The 19,863-nt window shown below is 50.7% G+C and carries 7 protein-coding genes, 2 pseudogenes and 1 CRISPR repeat array; of the genes and pseudogenes, 6 read left to right on the top strand and 3 right to left on the bottom strand.

Annotation, left to right across the window (positions count from 1 at the left end; genetic code table 11):
* From AB3R30_RS24160 to AB3R30_RS24150, 3 genes are all read left to right on the top strand, one after another.
* On the top strand, nucleotides 1-1,420 hold a 1,420-nt coding region (locus AB3R30_RS24160), incomplete at its 5' end, for a HAMP domain-containing protein (protein WP_458651770.1).
* Nucleotides 1,421-1,424: 4 nt separating this feature from the next.
* Nucleotides 1,425-5,498, top strand: a complete 4,074-nt coding sequence (locus tag AB3R30_RS24155; RefSeq protein WP_458651769.1) for a response regulator — start codon at nucleotides 1,425-1,427, stop codon at nucleotides 5,496-5,498.
* A gap of 112 nt (nucleotides 5,499-5,610) precedes the next feature.
* Nucleotides 5,611-7,338, top strand: coding sequence for a response regulator (locus AB3R30_RS24150; protein ID WP_458651768.1), 1,728 nt, complete (start codon nucleotides 5,611-5,613; stop codon nucleotides 7,336-7,338).
* A 332-nt stretch (nucleotides 7,339-7,670) separates the two neighbouring features.
* Here the strand turns inward: AB3R30_RS24150 and AB3R30_RS24145 are convergent, their stop codons facing one another.
* Nucleotides 7,671-7,868: a hypothetical protein gene (locus AB3R30_RS24145; protein WP_458651767.1), complete on the bottom strand. Its 198-nt coding sequence runs from the start codon at nucleotides 7,866-7,868 to the stop codon at nucleotides 7,671-7,673.
* Nucleotides 7,869-8,157: 289 nt separating this feature from the next.
* Between AB3R30_RS24145 and AB3R30_RS24140 the strand changes: the two are divergent.
* Nucleotides 8,158-9,298, top strand: a pseudogene (locus tag AB3R30_RS24140) (IS630 family transposase).
* Nucleotides 9,299-9,406: 108 nt separating this feature from the next.
* On the opposite strand, the gene AB3R30_RS24135 reads toward AB3R30_RS24140, so the two are convergent.
* Together AB3R30_RS24135 and AB3R30_RS24130 are read right to left on the bottom strand one after the other, a co-directional pair.
* Nucleotides 9,407-12,910 carry a DUF4132 domain-containing protein gene (locus tag AB3R30_RS24135; protein WP_458651766.1) on the bottom strand — a complete coding sequence of 1,168 codons (3,504 nt, stop codon included), beginning with the start codon at nucleotides 12,908-12,910 and terminating at the stop codon, nucleotides 9,407-9,409.
* 201 nt (nucleotides 12,911-13,111) lie between these two features.
* Nucleotides 13,112-13,339: pseudogene (locus AB3R30_RS24130) on the bottom strand (hypothetical protein); the annotation flags it as partial.
* Nucleotides 13,340-13,555: 216 nt separating this feature from the next.
* Between AB3R30_RS24130 and AB3R30_RS24125 the strand changes: the two are divergent.
* Together AB3R30_RS24125 and AB3R30_RS24120 are read left to right on the top strand one after the other, a co-directional pair.
* Nucleotides 13,556-14,584, top strand: a complete 1,029-nt coding sequence (locus AB3R30_RS24125) for a FecCD family ABC transporter permease (RefSeq protein WP_458651765.1) — start codon at nucleotides 13,556-13,558, stop codon at nucleotides 14,582-14,584.
* On the top strand, nucleotides 14,581-15,636 hold the full coding sequence (locus AB3R30_RS24120; RefSeq protein ID WP_458651764.1) for a FecCD family ABC transporter permease: 1,056 nt from the start codon (nucleotides 14,581-14,583) through the stop codon (nucleotides 15,634-15,636). The genes AB3R30_RS24125 and AB3R30_RS24120 overlap by 4 nt, the downstream gene beginning before the upstream one ends.
* 1 nt (nucleotide 15,637) lies before the next feature.
* Nucleotides 15,638-19,732: direct repeats of the CRISPR family, unit length 37 nt; unit sequence GTTTCAATCCCTGTAAGGGTTTTGGGGGTTTTGGAAC.
* Between the last annotated feature and the right edge of the window lie 131 nt (nucleotides 19,733-19,863).

Here is a 19,863-nt window from a genome sequence, read left to right as displayed (position 1 = left end):
CGTGAAGGGCGAAATTTTAGAGCTGAAGAATACTGTTAACACGATGGTGGATCAGTTGAATTCCTTCGCCTCGGAAGTGACGCGGGTGGCGCGAGAAGTGGGCACCGAAGGGAAGTTGGGCGTACAGGCAGAGGTGAAAGGGGTGGCGGGCACCTGGAAAGACCTCACCGACAACGTAAACCTGATGGCAGGAAATTTAACCGGACAGGTGCGAAACATTGCGGAAGTGGCAACGGCGATCGCCAATGGCGACCTGTCTCGCAAAATTACGGTAGACGTGAAGGGCGAAATTTTAGAGCTGAAGAATACTGTTAACACGATGGTGGATCAGTTGAATTCCTTCGCCTCGGAAGTCACACGGGTGGCGCGAGAAGTGGGAGCCGATGGTAAACTCGGCGGTCAGGCGCAGGTGCGAGGGGTGGCTGGCACCTGGAAAGACCTGACCGACTCTGTGAACTTCATGGCAGGCAGCTTGACAGCGCAGGTGCGGAATATTGCCGAAGTCACCACGGCAGTCGCCAATGGCGACTTGTCTAAGAAAATTACCGTCGATGTGAAGGGTGAGATTCTGGATTTGAAAAGCACGATCAACATCATGGTGGATCAGTTGAATTCCTTCGCCTCTGAGGTGACGCGGGTGGCGCGGGAGGTGGGAACGGAAGGCAAGCTGGGCGTACAAGCCGAAGTGCGAGGGGTAGCTGGCACCTGGAAGGACTTGACCGATTCTGTAAACTCAATGGCAGGAAACTTGACCGCACAGGTACGGAACATTGCCGATGTGACGACGGCTGTAGCCAACGGCGACCTCTCCAAGAAAATCACCGTCGATGTGAAGGGCGAAATTCTGGAACTGAAAAACACGATCAACACGATGGTGGATCAACTCAGTTCCTTTGCCTCCGAGGTGACGCGGGTAGCGCGGGAGGTGGGGACGGAAGGGAAACTGGGTGTACAGGCGCAGGTTCCGGGGGTAGCTGGCACTTGGAAAGACCTGACAGACAATGTGAACTCGATGGCGGGGAATTTGACTGGGCAGGTACGGAATATTGCGGAAGTGGCAACGGCGATCGCCAATGGCGACCTTTCCAAGAAAATCACCGTACAGGTGAAAGGCGAAATTTTGGAACTGAAAAACACGATCAACATCATGGTGGATCAACTCAGTTCCTTTGCCTCTGAGGTGACGCGGGTAGCACGGGAAGTGGGCGCGGAAGGCAAACTGGGCGTACAAGCCGATGTGCGCGGTGTGGCTGGCACCTGGAAAGATTTGACCGACTCCGTGAACTTCATGGCAGGTAGTTTGACGGCACAGGTACGGAACATCGCGACGGTCACAACCGCTGTAGCCAACGGCGACTTGTCTAAGAAAATTACCGTCGATGTGAAGGGCCGAAATTCTGGAACTGAAGAACACCGTTAACACGATGGTGGATCAGTTGAATTCCTTTGCTTCCGAGGTGACGCGGGTGGCGCGGGAAGTGGGCGCGGAAGGCAAACTGGGCGTACAGGCAGAAGTGGGTGGCGTGGCTGGCACCTGGAAAGATTTGACCGACTCCGTGAACTTCATGGCAGGCAGTTTAACCGCCCAAGTCCGAAACATTGCCGAAGTCACGACTGCTGTGGCAAACGGTGACTTGTCCAAGAAGATCACCGTCGATGTGAAGGGCGAAATTCTGGATTTGAAAAGTACCATCAACATCATGGTGGATCAACTCAATTCCTTCGCTTCCGAAGTCACACGGGTAGCGCGGGAAGTGGGAACCGAAGGCAAGTTGGGCGTACAAGCCCAAGTATCGGGCGTGGCTGGCACCTGGAAAGACTTGACCGATTCCGTGAACTCGATGGCAGGAAATTTGACGGCACAGGTACGGAACATTGCTGAAGTCTCCACCGCGATCGCGAATGGAGACCTGTCCAAGAAAATCACGGTGGATGTGCGTGGCGAGATTTTTGAACTGAAAAACACCGTCAATACGATGGTGGATCAACTGAGTTCCTTCGCTTCCGAGGTAACGCGGGTGGCACGGGAGGTGGGAACGGAAGGGAAATTGGGCGGTCAAGCTCAGGTGGTGGGTGTGGCAGGCATTTGGAAAGATCTGACCGACAATGTGAACTCAATGGCAGGAAATTTGACCGCCCAAGTGCGAGGCATTGCCAAAGTGGTGACGGCTGTGGCAAACGGGAATTTGAAACAAAAACTGATGCTGGATGCCAAAGGTGAGATCGAAACCCTAGCAGACACGATCAATGAAATGATCGATACCCTGGCAACCTTTGCCGACCAAGTGACAACCGTAGCGCGGGAAGTGGGAATTGAAGGAAAACTGGGTGGTCAGGCGAAAGTGCCCGGTGCATCCGGCACCTGGCGCGACCTCACCGACAACGTGAACGAACTGGCAGCCAACTTGACGACTCAGGTGCGTGCGATCGCGGAGGTGGCAACCGCCGTGACGAAAGGTGACTTAACACGAGTCATTGCTGTGGAAGCCCAGGGTGAAGTCGCCATCCTGAAAGATAACGTCAACCAGATGATCGCCAATCTGCGCGAAACCACTCAAAAGAATATTGAGCAAGACTGGCTCAAAACGAATCTGGCAAAATTTACCCGCATGTTGCAGGGGCAGCGCGCCCTAGAAACCGTCTCCAAACTCATCTTGTCCGAACTGGCTCCCCTGGTATCGGCTCAGCATGGAGTTTTCTACATGCTGGAAACGAGCGAAATGCATCCGCCATTCCTCAAACTGCTGAGTACCTATGCATATCGGGAACGGAAAAATCTGGCGAATCGCTTCTATCTCGGCGAAGGCTTGGTGGGGCAGTGTGCCCTGGAGAAAGAGCGAATTCTCGTCACCGAAGTTCCTTTAGATTACATCCGGATTAATTCTGGACTGGGTGAAGCCTCACCGATGAATGTCGTTGTGTTGCCTGTTTTATTTGAAGGACAAGTAACGGCTGTGGTCGAACTGGCATCTTTTAATCGCTTCAATGAAATTCATCTCACCTTCTTCGATCAACTGACTGAGAGTATCGCGATCGTCCTCAATACGATCGCGGCGAGTATGCGAACCGAGGAACTGCTGAAACAATCTCAGTCCTTAGCAGAAGAGATGCAAGGGCAACAAACCGAACTCACTGATACCAACCGTCGTTTGGAACAACAAGCCCAATCTTTGAAAGCTTCGGAAGACTTACTGAAGAATCAGCAAGAACAACTCCAACGCACGAACGAAGAACTCCAGGAAAAAGCCGAATTACTTGAACTACAAAACACCGAAGTAGAACGTAAAAATAGTGAAATTGAACAGGCGCGACTTTCATTGGAAGAAAAGGCTGAACAATTAGCGCTGACTTCCAAATACAAGTCCGAATTCCTGGCAAATATGTCTCACGAATTGCGGACACCCCTGAATAGCCTGCTGATTCTGGCACGCCTGTTGTCTGACAACACCGACACTAACCTGACTCCCAAACAGGTGGAATACTCCCAAACCATTTACTCCGCTGGCAACGATCTGTTGGGACTAATCAACGACATCCTCGACTTGGCAAAGATCGAATCAGGTACGATTTCTGTAGACGCTGAACAAATCCTATTTGCCGATCTCCAGGTTCATCTCGAACGCACCTTCCGGCAAGTTGCCGTCGATCGCAAACTCGACTTTCAACTCCACTTCAACGAACAGTTGCCCCATACCCTGTATACCGATGCGAAGCGACTACAACAGGTCTTGAAAAACCTGCTGGCAAATGCCTTTAAGTTTACCGAGCGGGGACAGGTTCGGTTGGATATTAATGTAGTTACCGCAGGTTGGAGTCCCGAAAAATCTAGCCTCAATCAAGCCGATCGCGTCATTGCCTTTGCTGTCACCGATACGGGTATCGGCATTGCGCCAGAAAAGCAACAGATTATTTTTGAAGCCTTTCAACAGGAAGATGGCACCACCAGCCGTCGCTATGGCGGCACGGGCTTAGGCTTGTCCATCAGCCGCGAAATTGCTCAACTTCTGGGCGGTGAAATTCGCCTGGTGAGTGAACTGGGTCGAGGCAGCACGTTTACCCTCTACTTGCCATTGACTTACGCTGGTGGGGAGTTGGGAAGAACCCTGCCGGGCATCCTAGAAAGGGAAATAGGAGGGCGACGATCGTCGCTGCTGAATAGCGCTCCGTCCCAGCCTGCTAACTCAACGATCGCGCTCCGACCGGATGAAATCGTGTCGCCGAGAATCCCAGATGCCATCCCGGTGACGGCTCAACAAGTGGGCACCTTCTCAGCCGAAACGATCATTGAAGACGATCGCGTCTCGATTGAATCCGGCGATCGCTCCCTGCTGATCATTGAAGACGATCTCAACTTTGCCCGAATCTTGCTCGATTTGTCGCGGCAACATGGCTTCAAAGGTTTAATTGCCAGCCGAGGCGATGTCGGACTCCAGATGGCGCAAGAATTTCAACCCTCTGCCATCATGCTAGACATCCGCTTGCCGATTCTGGATGGCTGGACGGTGTTGAACTACCTGAAACATGACCCCAGCACACGCCATATTCCCGTCCACATTATGACGATCGAAGATGGGCAGGATCGCAGTTTGCGACAAGGCGCGATCGCCTACCTGCAAAAACCTGTTAGTAGCGATTCACTGCTCAACGCCCTCGCCAGCATGAAAGAATTTGTCGAACGGTTGGTGAAAAACCTGCTTGTGGTTGAAGATGACGACGCTCAACGTCAAAGCATCGTTGATCTGATTGGCGATGGAGATGTCAAAATTACTGCTGTCGGAACCGCCGCCGAAACTTTAACCGCCATCCGTTCAGAGCGATTTGACTGTTTAGTCCTCGATCTACTCCTACCCGATGCCAAGAACTTTGAGCTACTGGAACAAATCAAACGAGAGCCAAATTTGGGTCGGCTTCCCATCGTCATCTACACGGGCAAAGAGCTAACTACTCAAGAAGAAGTGGAACTGCGCCGTTTGTCCGACACCTTGATTCTCAAAGACGCGCGATCGCCCGAACGTCTGCTTGATGAAACCACTCTCTTCTTGCATCGGATTCAGGCAAATCTACCCAGTCGTCAGCGCACCATTCTGGAACAACTACGACGCAGCGATCCGATTTTGACGGGTAAAAAGGTTCTCATTGTCGATGACGACATTCGCAACATCTTCGCCCTCACCAGCATGTTAGAACGACAGCAAATGCGAATCCTCTATGCCGAAAACGGTAACGATGGGATTCAGATGCTGCAAGCGAACCCAGATGTGGATGTCGTGTTAATGGACATTATGATGCCCGGAATGGATGGCTACGAAACCATGCAAGCCATTCGTCAAATGGGTCAGTTTATGCATCTACCCATGATTGCCCTGACTGCCAAAGCCATGAAAGGCGATCGCGAAAAATGTCTTGAAGCAGGTGCAACCGACTACATCACCAAACCTGTAGAAATCGAACACCTCCTCTCACTCTTGCGAGTTTGGTTGTCGCAATCGAGGGAATAGGGAATAGGGATCAGAAATTGACCACAACCTAGAACCTAAAACCTAGAACCTAAAACCCAGAACCTCCTTCCCTCACTCCTTGACTCCCCCATCCCCTTACTCCCCTTCCTCCATGTCCTCCGAACTCAAAGTCAACATCCTGCTCATCGACGATCATGTCGAAAACTTGATCGCCTTAGAAGCCATTTTGGGTAGTTTAGGACAAAATCTGGTGAGAGCAGCTTCGGGTAAAGAAGCCCTCCGGTGTCTACTGAATCAAGACTTTGCTGTCATTTTGCTAGACGTACAAATGCCGGAGATGGATGGATTTGAAACTGCTTCCTTAATCCGACAACGTGAGCGATCGCAGTATACTCCAATCATTTTCGTCACCGCATTTAGCACCGATGATATGTGGCGGATGAGGGGCTACGCTCTCGGTGCCGTGGACTATTTGCTCAAACCAATCGAGCCAGAGATTCTCATTTCAAAAGTCTCAGTCTTTGTCGAGTTGTTTAAAAAGGCTCAGGAGATTCAGCGACAGTCGACTGAGTTAGCGATGCAGAAGATTGAGATTATGCGAGAGCAACTTGCCCGTCAACAAGCAGAGACCGCTAGCCGCATGAAAGACGAATTTATGGCGATCGTCTCCCATGAACTTCGCACCCCTCTGAACGCAATCCTGGGTTGGTCAAAGCTGCTAGTAGCCGACAAACTGGATGCCGAAAAAGCTCGTTCTGCGATTGAAACGATCAGCCGCAACGCTCAAGCTCAAGCCCAACTGATCGACGATATTTTGGATGTCGCTCGTTTAATGCGGGGCAAATTACGGCTTAATCTACAACCGATCGATTTGTTCAACCTAATCGCGGTCGAAATCGACTCCATCCGTCCATCTGCCGACACGAAAGGCATTCGCCTCGTCAATCAGATCACCTCTGATACTTGCATCGTTAGAGGTGATCTGCAACGACTTCAGCAAGTCCTGCGAAACCTACTCTCGAATGCCATCAAATTCACCCCAGAAGATGGACAGGTGGAGGTGAAGCTAGAGTGTGTTGAGCATGGGAGAGTGGATGAGTGGATGAGTAGAGGGGTGAATGACTACCCATTGACCTATCGACCCATCGACCCCTCCACCCCTTCACCCCTTCACGCTCAAATCACTATCACAGACACGGGCGTTGGCATTGATCCTAATTTTCTACCTCACATCTTTGAATACTTTCAGCAGGCAGACTCGTCTTCCACCCGCTCCCATGATGGGTTAGGACTAGGATTAGCGATCGTTCATCAGTTAGTAGGGTTGCACGGTGGTCAGATTAATGTCACCAGTGAGGGAACAGGCAAAGGATCGACGTTTACCATCCATCTGCCTTTGCAAGTTGCATCTCAAGTTGCCCCGTCGCCCGATCCGTCAATCTCATCTGCCAGTTCAACCGCAAACCTCATGCTCAGTAGCATTATGGTACTGGTCGTGGATGACAATCCTGATAATCGCGGTTATATTGTGACCGTGTTGGAGCAAGCAGGTGCTCAAGTCATTGCGGTTGCGAGTGGACAAGCGGCAATGGATTATTTGCAGCACTCCCAGCCCGATGTGCTATTAACAGATGTGGCGATGCCCGAAGAAGATGGCTACGAGTTGCTCCAGCGCATTCAAGAGTTTGAACGCGATCGCGGGGTGACTATTCCGGCGATCGCGCTGACAGCGTATGCGAAGGAGAAAGATCGGATGAAGGCGATTTCAGCCGGATTTCAACACTTTCTGACCAAGCCCATTACTCCCACTGAGCTTACTCAAGCAGTAGCAGAGGTCGCTCACTTAACATCTGGAAAAAGTGCGTCATTGTTTTTATGAATGTTTGGGTTGCCAGTTTGTTGAACACTAGCAATCTGGCGAGCATGACTGTTTCGCGCATCCATCAACTTTATCGCTTCTACTGACTGAATTATGGTTAGTGTCACGAACAGCAATTGGTAAAGTCTGCGTCCCCCGCTTGAAATACATCCTTCTAGAGATACCACTTACCTTGAATGTAGGCGATCGCAAAGAGGATGTCGATCAACAGAATTCCCCAGAGCGGAAGTTTAGCAAAGCCAGCATACTCGATCGCCACAATGCCATCAAACGGCGTGACCTGTCTAAAACGCCTTCGCGATCGTACCAGGCAAGGTTAAGCGCACGAGTTCTCACTTCGGAAAGGTCGCATCAGCACCAATAGTTAGCGTCAACCCCTCAATAGGCTGCGCTTGATTGAGCAAATGATGGCTAGTGCCATATAGCCATGCGTCTACTCCACCTGCTGCCTCAGCTTCGGTGAAGGAGACTTCACTACTGATGGATGTCGCTGCTGCCAGCAACCATGTTCCAACGACGGCTGCATCCATTCAAGCCCTCCCTTGCTTGTCGAACGACCATGCTTTGACTAGAGAGACTGCCAGAGCAAACGACATTTGCCTTGCAGCGACGCAATTGACACTATCTTGTTGTATCCCTATTGTGATGATCGCAACGATCGGCAAACCTGTGTGGAATAATTCGTATGATTTCGGGTCTCAGCTTTTTGGTTTGTCTGGTGTTGAGTGCCGTGCTGACATTCTATCTAGTAGATTGTCAGCCTTGATTTGATGGGTAAATGAGATGATAATTTGAGCTATCTCAATCAGGCAAACCATCATGGTGAGAAAGAAATACATCGTCTCTCTAACTGCTGAAGAACGAGAAGAGTTGGAGCAACTCACGACAACTGGCAAAGTTGCTGCCTACAAAATGAACCATGGGCGGATTTTGCTCAAAGTCGATATAAACCAAGAGGATGGAGGTTGGACGGATGAAGCAATTAGCCAAGCGCTCGACATCAGTGTGGCAACGATTGAACGGGTACGGCAACGGTTTGTCGAAACAAGCTTAGAGTGTGCTTTGAGTCGGGCAGTGCAGCAACAGCGCAAACCGCACCGCCTTGATGGAGAGCAAGAAGCCCATCTGATTGCAATCACCTGTAGTGAGTCACCCGCAAGGACACGCCCGCTGGAGTCTGTGCTTGTGAGCCGAACGGATGGTGGAATTAGAGTATGTCGAGAGTGTCTCGCATGAAACGATTCGGCAAACGCTGAAAAAAACGACATCAAGCCCTGGTTGAGAGAATGCTGGGTCATTCCCCCCGAAGCTAATGCCCGGTTTGTCTATTACATGGAGGATGTACTGAGTGTGTACACCCGTGCTTACGACCCTCGCTATCCAGTCGTGTGTTTCGACGAAACCAGCAAACAGTTGGTCAAAGAAACCCAAATTCCGTTGCCGATGGAACCGGGACAACCACTGCGCTATGACTGTGAGTATGAACGCAATGGGGTGTGCAATCTGTTTATGTTCGTTGAACCCTTAGCGGGTTGGAGACATGTAGAAGTCACAGAACGCCGCACTAAGCAGGATTAGACCCAGCAAATGAAATACTTGGTCGATGTGCGTTACCCCGATGCACAGTGGGTGACAGTCGTGCAAGATCAACTCAACACCCATGACCCCTCGGCTTTGTATGCCACCTTTGAACCTCAAGAAGCCAAGCGTATTTTAGAAAAATTGGAATTTCACTACACCCCTATCCACGGCAGTTGGCTCAATATGGCAGAAAGTGAACTGAGTGTGTTAGCCCGTCAATGTCTCGACCGCTGCATTCCTGACCCACTAGCATTGCAACGAGAAACATTGGCGTGGGAACAGCGCCGAAATACCCAATTGCGAACGATAGATTGGCGATTTACCACTGAATGATGCTCGGATTAAACTCAAACGGCTTTACCCATCATTTCAACCTTAACAGACCACTAGTGCAACGAATAGAAAGTTATGCGACTGTAAGGTGGGTATTTTGCCCGCACAGACTCCTAGCGTGCGCTACAGGTGTTGCAGAATTTATTACTGTCTACTAGGGCGTACCTTTCCCTGAGATCGTGTGAATCTCGCTCCAAACAATACTTAGCAAAACGGGTGGCACTTCAGCCAGCGACAGTTGCCGTTCTTGCTGAAGGAAAAATAACTCTCCAAGCTGCACCTCAAAATCGTCTTGGTTTACGGGGGGATGACCGGAACAGGCGATAACGGCTGAGAGATTCAGGCTCTCAAACTGCTTGCGATATTCTACTGTCCAGCCGTGTTCAAAGTCTTCGCTGTGGGGCAGATAGCCAAGCTGCATCGCTTGATGGCGAAGTGGATGTTGATCGAGGGAGAGTCCGGCAAAATCGCTGATGGACATCATTTGCTGGCTGGCAGCGGGGGGAGCATACACGGCTGTCCAGCGTTCAAATAGCGGGTTGATTTGGGCGGTGATTAGGTGCTGCTGCCATGCCTGGGTTAATTCTGGAGTCAGTAAAGTCGCCTGAGCCAGTCGCACGATCGCCGTTGGAGACAGGGTAATCAAATTTCCCTCAACATCCACGATCGTCTGATCTGCTTGCGATCGAAAAGTTTGGATTGGCTGGGTTGAGTGGTCGGTGAACATTGCCCAGATCACCTTTTGGCACAAGCGCCCACAGATCGGATGAACACGCAAAAACAGTTCCCAATCGGCAAACGTCCAGCTTCGTTGAGTGCAGAGGGCTTCGTAGAGGCGGGCTTGCTGCTGCGATCGCACGAGATCCACTTGCTTTTTGGTAGCTGTCCACTGTTGTTTGGCGGCTTTCACCTGTTCCGCGTCGTCATCTTTGTGGGCGGTAGGCAGAGATTTCAGCACTTTGCCACTGCGATCGGTCAAAATCAGCTTGCATTCCCCGTCTAAACAAGCCGTGAACTGACGAGCGCCATAGTTCAGCAGCAGCGATCCGTCCTCCGCTAGCCCACACCAGGGAATGGTGCGATCGCCCAGTTCTGCCAGCGTCCAGCCTTGCCGCTCTGCCAACTGGTGTACACACTGCTGGGCGGCTTCCTGAATTTTCTGGGTGCGAAAGCGGTTGGCGATCGCCAGCAACAACTGAATTACCGCAAAATCATTGCTCCATGCCAGCATTTGCACTAAGGCGAGACACTGGGCTAGGCGATTGCCAAAGTAGGTTTTCAGGTAGCGGTTGATCACAGGAACTATCGCTGCCCCGCCACAGGCTCCCGCTACTGCCAACACGCCTTTCTCTTTGGTGGCGCTCGTAACCTGGGTATCCTGATTGATCCAGCTTTCCAGGACAAATTGCCCAAACTGCTGGCGATCGTCGGATTGCCAGAGTTTGGCGTATTGCCTTAGCAGGGGGCTGGGTTCCGGGTTTTTCTGCTGATAGCTCTGCACAATAAACCAGGTCAGGATTTGGCGATCGACGGGTTCGCCTGTGTCCTGCCAGTGAACCGGGGGAAGCAACGAAAATGGGAACCAGACTAGTGCTTTAGGAAGGGCTTTTCGCAAGCCGTCTTGAGCTTCTTGCAGCAGGTGGGATCGATCGAGAAATTCTTCGATATCAGCGCCCAGTTTCTCCAGCGATCGCAGCAGCGCATCTCGCACCGCTCCAGTGATTCGACGACGCAGGGCAGCCTGAAGTTGAGGAATGACCGTGCGATCTTGAAGGCGGGTCAGCCAATGGATTGCGGTAATCTGCACGGCTGGATCACTGTGGTTGAGCAGTTGGTGCAGACGTTCCTGGGTTCCGGGGCGACGATCTAGGCAACGTTGAGCCAGAGGCATTTCGACTTGCAGCCCGTTCAGCGCCACCTCCCACAGAGGCGGCACAAACCGAGTCGGTAGCTGGGGAAACTTCTCTAGAATCCGGAAAAGCTGCCGTCGAGCCGATTGCTCATGGATGTAGTAAAGCTGAGGAAAGGGAGCCAGCCCCCACAGCAAGTCCAAAATCGGCAGGCGCTCAGCGAAGTATTCCCAAATCGCCCGATCGCCCCAGCCCCAAAACGGCATCTCCTCCCGATTCAACATTTTCCAGGCGATCACTTCTCCCGGAATGCCCAGCACTTCCAGCCCCGCCGCCAGATAGCGCAGGCTGCTATCGGGGCAACGATGTTGACACCAGCGCTGTAGATCGGCGTTGATCTCCCACTCCTTCCAGTACCACGCCTGGGGGATCACGGCGTTGGGAACTGTCTCGGATTCGATCGGCATCAGTTGCAGCAGCAGGAGCAGGCGAGTTACATGGATCAGGTCTAGCTGCGGGGTCTGGAGCAGTTGGCGAAACTGAGCCTCTATTTGGGGATGAATCAGGTAGTGGTAGACCGGAACGATCGCCAGACACTCCTCGGCTGTACCAAACTGAAGGCACTGAAACACGCGATCAACCCAATCATCCGAGGGCGGTTGCGGCTGGGGAATCTCTGGGTAACGCTGACATTCCGTCGCGTCGTACTTTGCCTGGGCTAACTCGTAGCAATGATGCAGCAGAGTGTGGATTATTTCGCCCACGATCGCAGGCAAAGGGTTCGCCAGTTCCACCCCAGGCAAGGGGGATAACAGGATTTCTGGTTCCGGTACACTCAGGCTGTCCAAATCCTGCAATGTCTGCTGAATGGCATTTTGCACTGTTGCCGTCTTTTCAATTTCCAGCCGTTCTTCCAAAAAGGGACGCGCCTCTGTGCCGATCAACTCGCCCAGAAGCCTAATGGCGTGGACCCGTTCAGTGAGCCGCCCCGCTTGGGCTTGGGCTTCGACAAAGGGAACGACCGCGATCGACTCTCGCTGTAGCACCCTCAGGGCAGCGGTGCGTTCCTGCTTAGAACTCCCGGTGGCGCGATCGACCAGTAGAGCCGCCACCGGAACTGGGGACATCTGAGAGACGGTCAGCATATCCAGAGCATGAAGGCGTTGCTCCAAGTCTGGATGCTCCAGCGCGGCGCGGATCACGCTCTCGTACTGGAGGCTGTAGGCGCTGAATTGCGGCAGATTGACCCCGATCCAGGCTAATCGCACCGCCATCTGTGTGCCCTCCTGATGCACATCTGCTAGAAACACCCAGCGAACTAGCGTATCCGGGGCTTCCCCCCGCCGCCGCAACAAAGACTCAATCACCTGGGCGGTAACAGCAGACGGTAGGGCAATTGGTTCCAGAGCAAACCGGAGTTGACTCAGATCAACAAGACAGATCAGAAACAACGCCAACCAGCCCTCCACCGGGGATCTGTGCCATTTCAGATTTTCAGCCTCGATCTCGTAGGCGCGGGTCAACCGATCGTAGAACTCAATGTCCTGAGTTGTCAGGCTGTGCAGCAGTTGCGATCGCAAACCATAGGACGGTGCTTGATACCAAGTGTGGGGCGAACTACGCTCATCCAACATCAAGATGAAGCGCTCTTGCAACTGCTGCAAAACAGCAGCATCCCCACCCTCAACCAGATACTTCAAAATTGCCTGGGGAATCGGTGCTTGATATCGCTCAAAATCTTGCAGGATCAGTTGGATCGACTGCTCTGATACCGCGATCGTGCTGCCCGAATCTGCCTCTTGAACCATCGTTGTATCAGCCCCATAGGGTTATATGTTGTTCCACCCTAACGGCTGCCTCCTAGCCTTGTCCAGCAATTCCAAATTCAAACACTAAGAGGAGTCAGTAGCAGGAGTAGGTTTTCCATCCGAGAGCCTAAAGTCAATCAAATGCTGCCAACTGTCGAACAGCAGATACTGGGTGAGGCTAAGAATATCTTGAAAGAAGCCTTAGCGAGTGCCGCGCTGTTGGCGAATCTGTTGGTAGGAGTCGTCCACCAGATGCAGCACCGTATGAAACAGAAATGCCAGCAGATTGAGGGTGAGTAAAAAGTTGGCTAACCGCTGTTGCCCATGCCCAAAATTGTGTTCCAGGTGGTAGCCTTTGGTTTTGAGGACATTGTGATTCTCATTTTCGGTTTTCCAGCGACTCCTGCCAGCGGTAATGACTTGGACAATCGCGAAAATTCCATCAGTGAGTCAAGATGGGATGGCAGAGGAGTAGATGAGTAAATAGCGATCGTGAAACTCATCATCCAAGTACGTTAGCATTTTAATTTATTTAGCGAGAAGTTAATAATAATTCGCATTAAATACTATACTTGGCTTAACAATTTGGCGTTAGGCATAGTTTGGAGTACAAGTGTATGTTGTTGGGCGTTGACAAAAGGAAATATGACCACTCCGCTAATTTCTGCTAATCGATTGAATCAGTCTACAAAATCACGATTGCTGGGTCTGGTTCTAGGTGCAATTCTGTTATCGATTTGTTTAATCTACAGTGTGACGCTCGGTGCGAGAGATATTCCCCTCCGAGTGATTTTAGAATCTTTCACAACGTTTGATAATTCCTACGATCACTTGGTGATTCAAACCTTGAGATTGCCCCGATCGCTGATTGCGATCGCAGTGGGTGCGGCTTTAGCCGTATCGGGCGCGTTGATGCAGGGACTCACTCGCAACCCATTAGCCGAAACTGGAATCTTGGGAATTGAAGCCGGGGGAGCCTTAGCGGTTGTGGGAACGCTGTTCGTTTTCGGGAGTGCTTCAACCTCTGTATACGCGGGAATGGCATTTTTGGGTGCAGGAGTGGCAGCCGTAACGGTCTACTTGTTGGGTTCGTTGGGCAGAGGCGGAGCTACCCCGTTAAATCTCACGGTTGCCGGGGCAGCGATGACGGCGTTTATTTCCTCAATCACGACAGCAATTTTGATTGTGAGTCAACGCACGTTAGAAGAAATTCGGTTCTGGTTGGCAGGTTCTCTGGCTGGGCGCGATTTTGACTTGTTCTTGCAGGTTTTACCCTTTTGGGGTGTGGGATTAGTGCTAGCCTTGCTCTTGAGTCGGCAGATTACCACTTTGAGCTTAGGGGAAGACGTTGCTACCAGCTTAGGTCAGCAAACGTTACGCATCAAACTACTCACTGCGATCAGTGTGGTGTTATTGGCAGGCAGTTCGGTGGCGATCGCCGGTCCAATTGGGTTTATCGGGTTGGTGGTGCCCCATGCCGTGCGCTTCTTCATCAAGACGGATTACCGCTGGATTTTGCCTTATTCAGCTTTGTTGGGTGCCATTCTCTTGTTAGTCTCAGACATTGCCGCACGAGTGTTGCTTAAACCGCAGGAACTTCCCGTTGGAGTGATGACAGCGTTGGTCGGTGCGCCCGTATTCGTTTATCTGGCAAAGTCGAAGGTGAAGAAATGAAAGACGGATTTGCGATTCACTCATCGATCCTATCGTTTCGGGTCGATCCCAAGTTGCCCACTATGCTATTGGCGCTGGCAATTCTCAGTTTTGTGGCGATCGTGTTGAATGTCGGGCAGGGTGAATATCCAATTGCCACTTTAGATATTATCAAAACGCTTTTCGGGATTGATACGGGCAATCCGGATCATGTTTTTGTGATTCAAACTTTACGCCTACCTCGTACTTTGGTTGCTTTTTTAGTCGGTGTAGCGCTAGCGATTTCGGGCACCATTTTTCAAGGTTTAACTCGCAATTCTCTTGCTGACCCTAGCATTATCGGCATCAATGCTGGAGCGAGTCTGGCAGCAGTCGCCGTGATTGTCTTATTTCCATCGGCTCCGGTCTATGTCTTACCGATCGCCGCTTTTACCGGAGCCTTGCTAATTGCGATCGTGATCTACACCCTGGCGTGGGATAACGGCAGTTCGCCAATTCGGTTGATCCTGCTGGGGATTGGGTTAGCCGCGATCGCCAGTGCGTTCACCAGTTTATTGATTACTTTTGGTTCTATCTATGATGTCAGTCAAGCATTAGTGTGGTTGGCGGGAAGCGTCTATGGTCGCACCTGGAATCAGTTTTGGGCATTTCTGCCTTGGTGTGCTGTGGGTGTGCCGCTGGCGTTGGGGTTAACCCGACAGTTGAATGTGTTGAACTTGGGGGATGAGGTGGCGAAAGGCTTGGGCAGTCGGGTGGAACAGCAGCGAGGACTGCTCGTGATGGTTGCCGTTGCTCTAGCCGGATCTGCAGTTGCGACAGCGGGCAATATTGCCTTTGTGGGGTTAATTGCTCCCCATATCGGTCGTCGCTTTGTGGGCGGTAATCATCAAAGCTTACTGCCCGTTACGGCACTCTTAGGGGGATGGCTGGTGGTGAGTGCGGATTGGGTCGGTCGCAGTATATTTTCTCCGATCGAACTTCCCTGTGGCGTCATTACTGCCGCGATCGGTGCTCCCTTCTTTCTATATTTGCTGATTTACAAGCGATCGCCCAAGTCAAGGTGTACTACCTGAAGTTTCAATCCCTGTAAGGGTTTTGGGGGTTTTGGAACTGGGAGGCATTTTAGAGCGCGGCATAGAGACGGCGTTTCAATCCCTGTAAGGGTTTTGGGGGGTTTGGAACTCCTTCCTTAATGCCAATCTCTTTGGCATATTTGCGGTTTCAATCCCTGTAAGGGTTTTGGGGGTTTTGGAACTGCTGAGGATTTGGCGCAGATGATGATCTTGATAGTTTCAATCCCTGTAAGGGTTTTGGGGGTTTTGGAACTTGAGCGCCCTTGGAGGTAGTTCTACGCTTCGATGAAGTTTCAATCCCTGTAAGGGTTTTGGGGGTTTTGGAACCCTCAAAGTCGCGCCGATGTTCAGCCGTCAATTCTCGCGTTTCAATCCCTGTAAGGGTTTTGGGGGTTTTGGAACCTTAAATTCTTGAGAAATAGCAACACCTGCCGCCCTGTTTCAATCCCTGTAAGGGTTTTGGGGGTTTTGGAACCGCGATCGCCTATCGAAGGGTGTGTGCGATCGCTGTTTCAATCCCTGTAAGGGTTTTGGGGGTTTTGGAACACAATCAACGTTTCTACGGCGATCGCAGGCGGGGCTGGCGTTGCGTTTCAATCCCTGTAAGGGTTTTGGGGGTTTTGGAACGTTATCGTCTGCCGAATAATCAGCAAGCTTGCGATCGCTGTTTCAATCCCTGTAAGGGTTTTGGGGGTTTTGGAACGGTATTTAATTGTTCCATCTGGAAAGGTTACTTTGTTTCAATCCCTGTAAGGGTTTTGGGGGTTTTGGAACGCGGTGGTGCTGGGAGCTTGGGCACAGTAGGCACCGGGTTTCAATCCCTGTAAGGGTTTTGGGGGTTTTGGAACGCTAATGGTTGCCACTCCGGTCGAAGTCACTCGAGTTTCAATCCCTGTAAGGGTTTTGGGGGTTTTGGAACCATAGGCTGGACTCCCATTGGCGGTACGGCTCCCACGTTTCAATCCCTGTAAGGGTTTTGGGGGTTTTGGAACCAAGAGGAAAAAGAAGCTCAGTCAGACATTTGGCGGTTTCAATCCCTGTAAGGGTTTTGGGGGTTTTGGAACGGAACTGGACGAAGCATTCGATTGGCGACCAAAAGTTTCAATCCCTGTAAGGGTTTTGGGGGTTTTGGAACCGGCGCAGCTTTCTGATGTCGTCTGGAATTTCAGTTTCAATCCCTGTAAGGGTTTTGGGGGTTTTGGAACGATGCCTATCACCACATCGCATTGAAGGATGCAGGTTTCAATCCCTGTAAGGGTTTTGGGGGTTTTGGAACTCGCTTCGTACCCGGCAAAAAGCCTACTTGCGAGAGTTTCAATCCCTGTAAGGGTTTTGGGGGTTTTGGAACTGTAGGTGGAAATGCCTCTACCGATTGAATCTTCGTTTCAATCCCTGTAAGGGTTTTGGGGGTTTTGGAACCAATTGGAGCCGCACCGCTGTAAGAGAGGTGAAATTTGTTTCAATCCCTGTAAGGGTTTTGGGGGTTTTGGAACCCAGGCGGCAACCCTTCCGTACCTGAAAGATCAACCACATAGTTTCAATCCCTGTAAGGGTTTTGGGGGTTTTGGAACGAGCAAGGGCAAAAATTAAACTCTTGCAGATTGAGTTTCAATCCCTGTAAGGGTTTTGGGGGTTTTGGAACTTCAGGCACTGGGAACGACCGGATCGATTACCAGCGTTTCAATCCCTGTAAGGGTTTTGGGGGTTTTGGAACGCGGCGGTGGATAGGAAAGTTTGGGCTGTGTTTGAGGAGTTTCAATCCCTGTAAGGGTTTTGGGGGTTTTGGAACCCTCATCATCCTTACCCGCCTCAAACAGGCTCTCTGTTTCAATCCCTGTAAGGGTTTTGGGGGTTTTGGAACAGTTGTCCATTGGCTTGCATGGAAACGAATGTCTGGTTTCAATCCCTGTAAGGGTTTTGGGGGTTTTGGAACTTTTTAACGCGAGGCAATCTAGGATACCGCGCACCGTTTCAATCCCTGTAAGGGTTTTGGGGGTTTTGGAACTAGCGCGTGAGTGTCGGGATTGCCCATAAATTTCGTTTCAATCCCTGTAAGGGTTTTGGGGGTTTTGGAACCGGATCGGCTAATTCGGAGCCTTTAGATTCAATTCCGGTTTCAATCCCTGTAAGGGTTTGGGGGGTTTTGGAACAATGCGGAGCCATGTCGTTTTGGCGCTGCCCCGAAGTTTCAATCCCTGTAAGGGTTTTGGGGGTTTTGGAACCGTTTATAAACGGGCTATATTAGGTACATAAGCAGTTTCAATCCCTGTAAGGGTTTTGGGGGTTTTGGAACGGGCGCTGGCATTAGCGTTACTCCGACCGGGCAAGTTTCAATCCCTGTAAGGGTTTTGGGGGTTTTGGAACTGGCGGGGTATATTGCCGGGTCGGAGCTTCTAAAAGTTTCAATCCCTGTAAGGGTTTTGGGGGTTTTGGAACGCCATTTTCAATCTCTGCTGCTTTGGGGCTACGGGTTTCAATCCCTGTAAGGGTTTTGGGGGTTTTGGAACCTTGCCCCTCACCTCTTGCCTCTTGCCCCAAATCAGGTTTCAATCCCTGTAAGGGTTTTGGGGGTTTTGGAACGCACCTCTCACCAGGTCGATCGCTTTTGATTGGCTGTTTCAATCCCTGTAAGGGTTTTGGGGGTTTTGGAACGGCAGGGCTGCGATGTGGCGTATCATTCGGTGCTGTTTCAATCCCTGTAAGGGTTTTGGGGGTTTTGGAACTGCCGGAACTGTGGCGGGAATTCCAGCGGGAAGCGTTTCAATCCCTGTAAGGGTTTTGGGGGTTTTGGAACACAATACAAAAATATTCGATACTTTTGCCGCATACGTTTCAATCCCTGTAAGGGTTTTGGGGGTTTTGGAACCTCGGAGTCTCAAAAACGAGATTCTCAGTCTCAAGTTTCAATCCCTGTAAGGGTTTTGGGGGTTTTGGAACTCAATATCAGCAGCAATGGTAGTCAGCCGCGCCAAGTGTTTCAATCCCTGTAAGGGTTTTGGGGGTTTTGGAACAGGAAGAGGAAAAAGAAGCTCAGTCAGGCATTTAGCGGTTTCAATCCCTGTAAGGGTTTTGGGGGTTTTGGAACGCTTTTTGCACACTTTATTCTGACACTTTTAATCTGTTTCAATCCCTGTAAGGGTTTTGGGGGTTTTGGAACAAGCGAGATGAATCAGCAAACAGCGGGAATTGCTTATGTTTCAATCCCTGTAAGGGTTTTGGGGGTTTTGGAACGAAAGATTATGATCCAGGTAATTTATCAAGGCAGTTTCAATCCCTGTAAGGGTTTTGGGGGTTTTGGAACGCTCCAAGTGCCCCTAGCTCACCAGCGATCGGGCAGTTTCAATCCCTGTAAGGGTTTTGGGGGTTTTGGAACCGTACTCTATTAGATGAATGCAATCTTGGGCGGGGTTTCAATCCCTGTAAGGGTTTTGGGGGTTTTGGAACGCCCTCACGCCTTCCAGTTGCTCCACATAGTGGGGGTTTCAATCCCTGTAAGGGTTTTGGGGGTTTTGGAACTGTGTCTACAGCCGCATCACGCTTTCGCATGGCTTGTTTCAATCCCTGTAAGGGTTTTGGGGGTTTTGGAACAATTTATCAAGTTCAATAAAATAGTTTGGATGATTAGTTTCAATCCCTGTAAGGGTTTTGGGGGTTTTGGAACCACTACCTTCCTCATTAAAGAAATTAGCAGAAATAGTTTCAATCCCTGTAAGGGTTTTGGGGGTTTTGGAACAACTAATCCTTTACATTGATTGGAGATCTAATCATGTTTCAATCCCTGTAAGGGTTTTGGGGGTTTTGGAACCTTATCTCTTTAGCTTGTCAGTTACCTAGCCAGTAGGTGTTTCAATCCCTGTAAGGGTTTTGGGGGTTTTGGAACGAATTAGCGCTTCCGATGAGCAAGAATTTCAAATTCGTTTCAATCCCTGTAAGGGTTTTGGGGGTTTTGGAACATATACCCTTTGTAATGGTATTAGATAGAGAAGTGTTTCAATCCCTGTAAGGGTTTTGGGGGTTTTGGAACCAAGTTTCTAGGCTAGTATAGTACTCTGATCTATTGTTTCAATCCCTGTAAGGGTTTTGGGGGTTTTGGAACAGCAGGTGGCTGTAACCGTTACTATATGCGGTTTTCAAGGTGCAGTTGCGCGGATCACTTGGATCGTAGCATTTCTTATTGCTTAAATGGCATTTGACTAGCATAGCTTAACGTCTAGAAAGACCATGGGT

This window comes from Sivoneniella epilithica UHCC 1019 (assembly GCF_040830845.1).
GTDB lineage: Bacteria > Cyanobacteriota > Cyanobacteriia > Leptolyngbyales > Leptolyngbyaceae > ULC077BIN1.
Note: the sequence above shows the minus strand (reverse complement) of the source record. Positions and strands in the feature narration are given on the sequence as shown.

Coding starts and splice junctions, on each gene's coding strand:
- AB3R30_RS24155 (WP_458651769.1), top strand. CDS start 1,425: ATGGTGGATCAGTTGAATTCCTTTGCTTCCGAGGTGACGCGGGTGGCG.
- AB3R30_RS24150 (WP_458651768.1), top strand. CDS start 5,611: ATGTCCTCCGAACTCAAAGTCAACATCCTGCTCATCGACGATCATGTC.
- AB3R30_RS24145 (WP_458651767.1), bottom strand. CDS start 7,868: ATGGATGCAGCCGTCGTTGGAACATGGTTGCTGGCAGCAGCGACATCC.
- AB3R30_RS24135 (WP_458651766.1), bottom strand. CDS start 12,910: ATGGTTCAAGAGGCAGATTCGGGCAGCACGATCGCGGTATCAGAGCAG.
- AB3R30_RS24125 (WP_458651765.1), top strand. CDS start 13,556: ATGACCACTCCGCTAATTTCTGCTAATCGATTGAATCAGTCTACAAAA.
- AB3R30_RS24120 (WP_458651764.1), top strand. CDS start 14,581: ATGAAAGACGGATTTGCGATTCACTCATCGATCCTATCGTTTCGGGTC.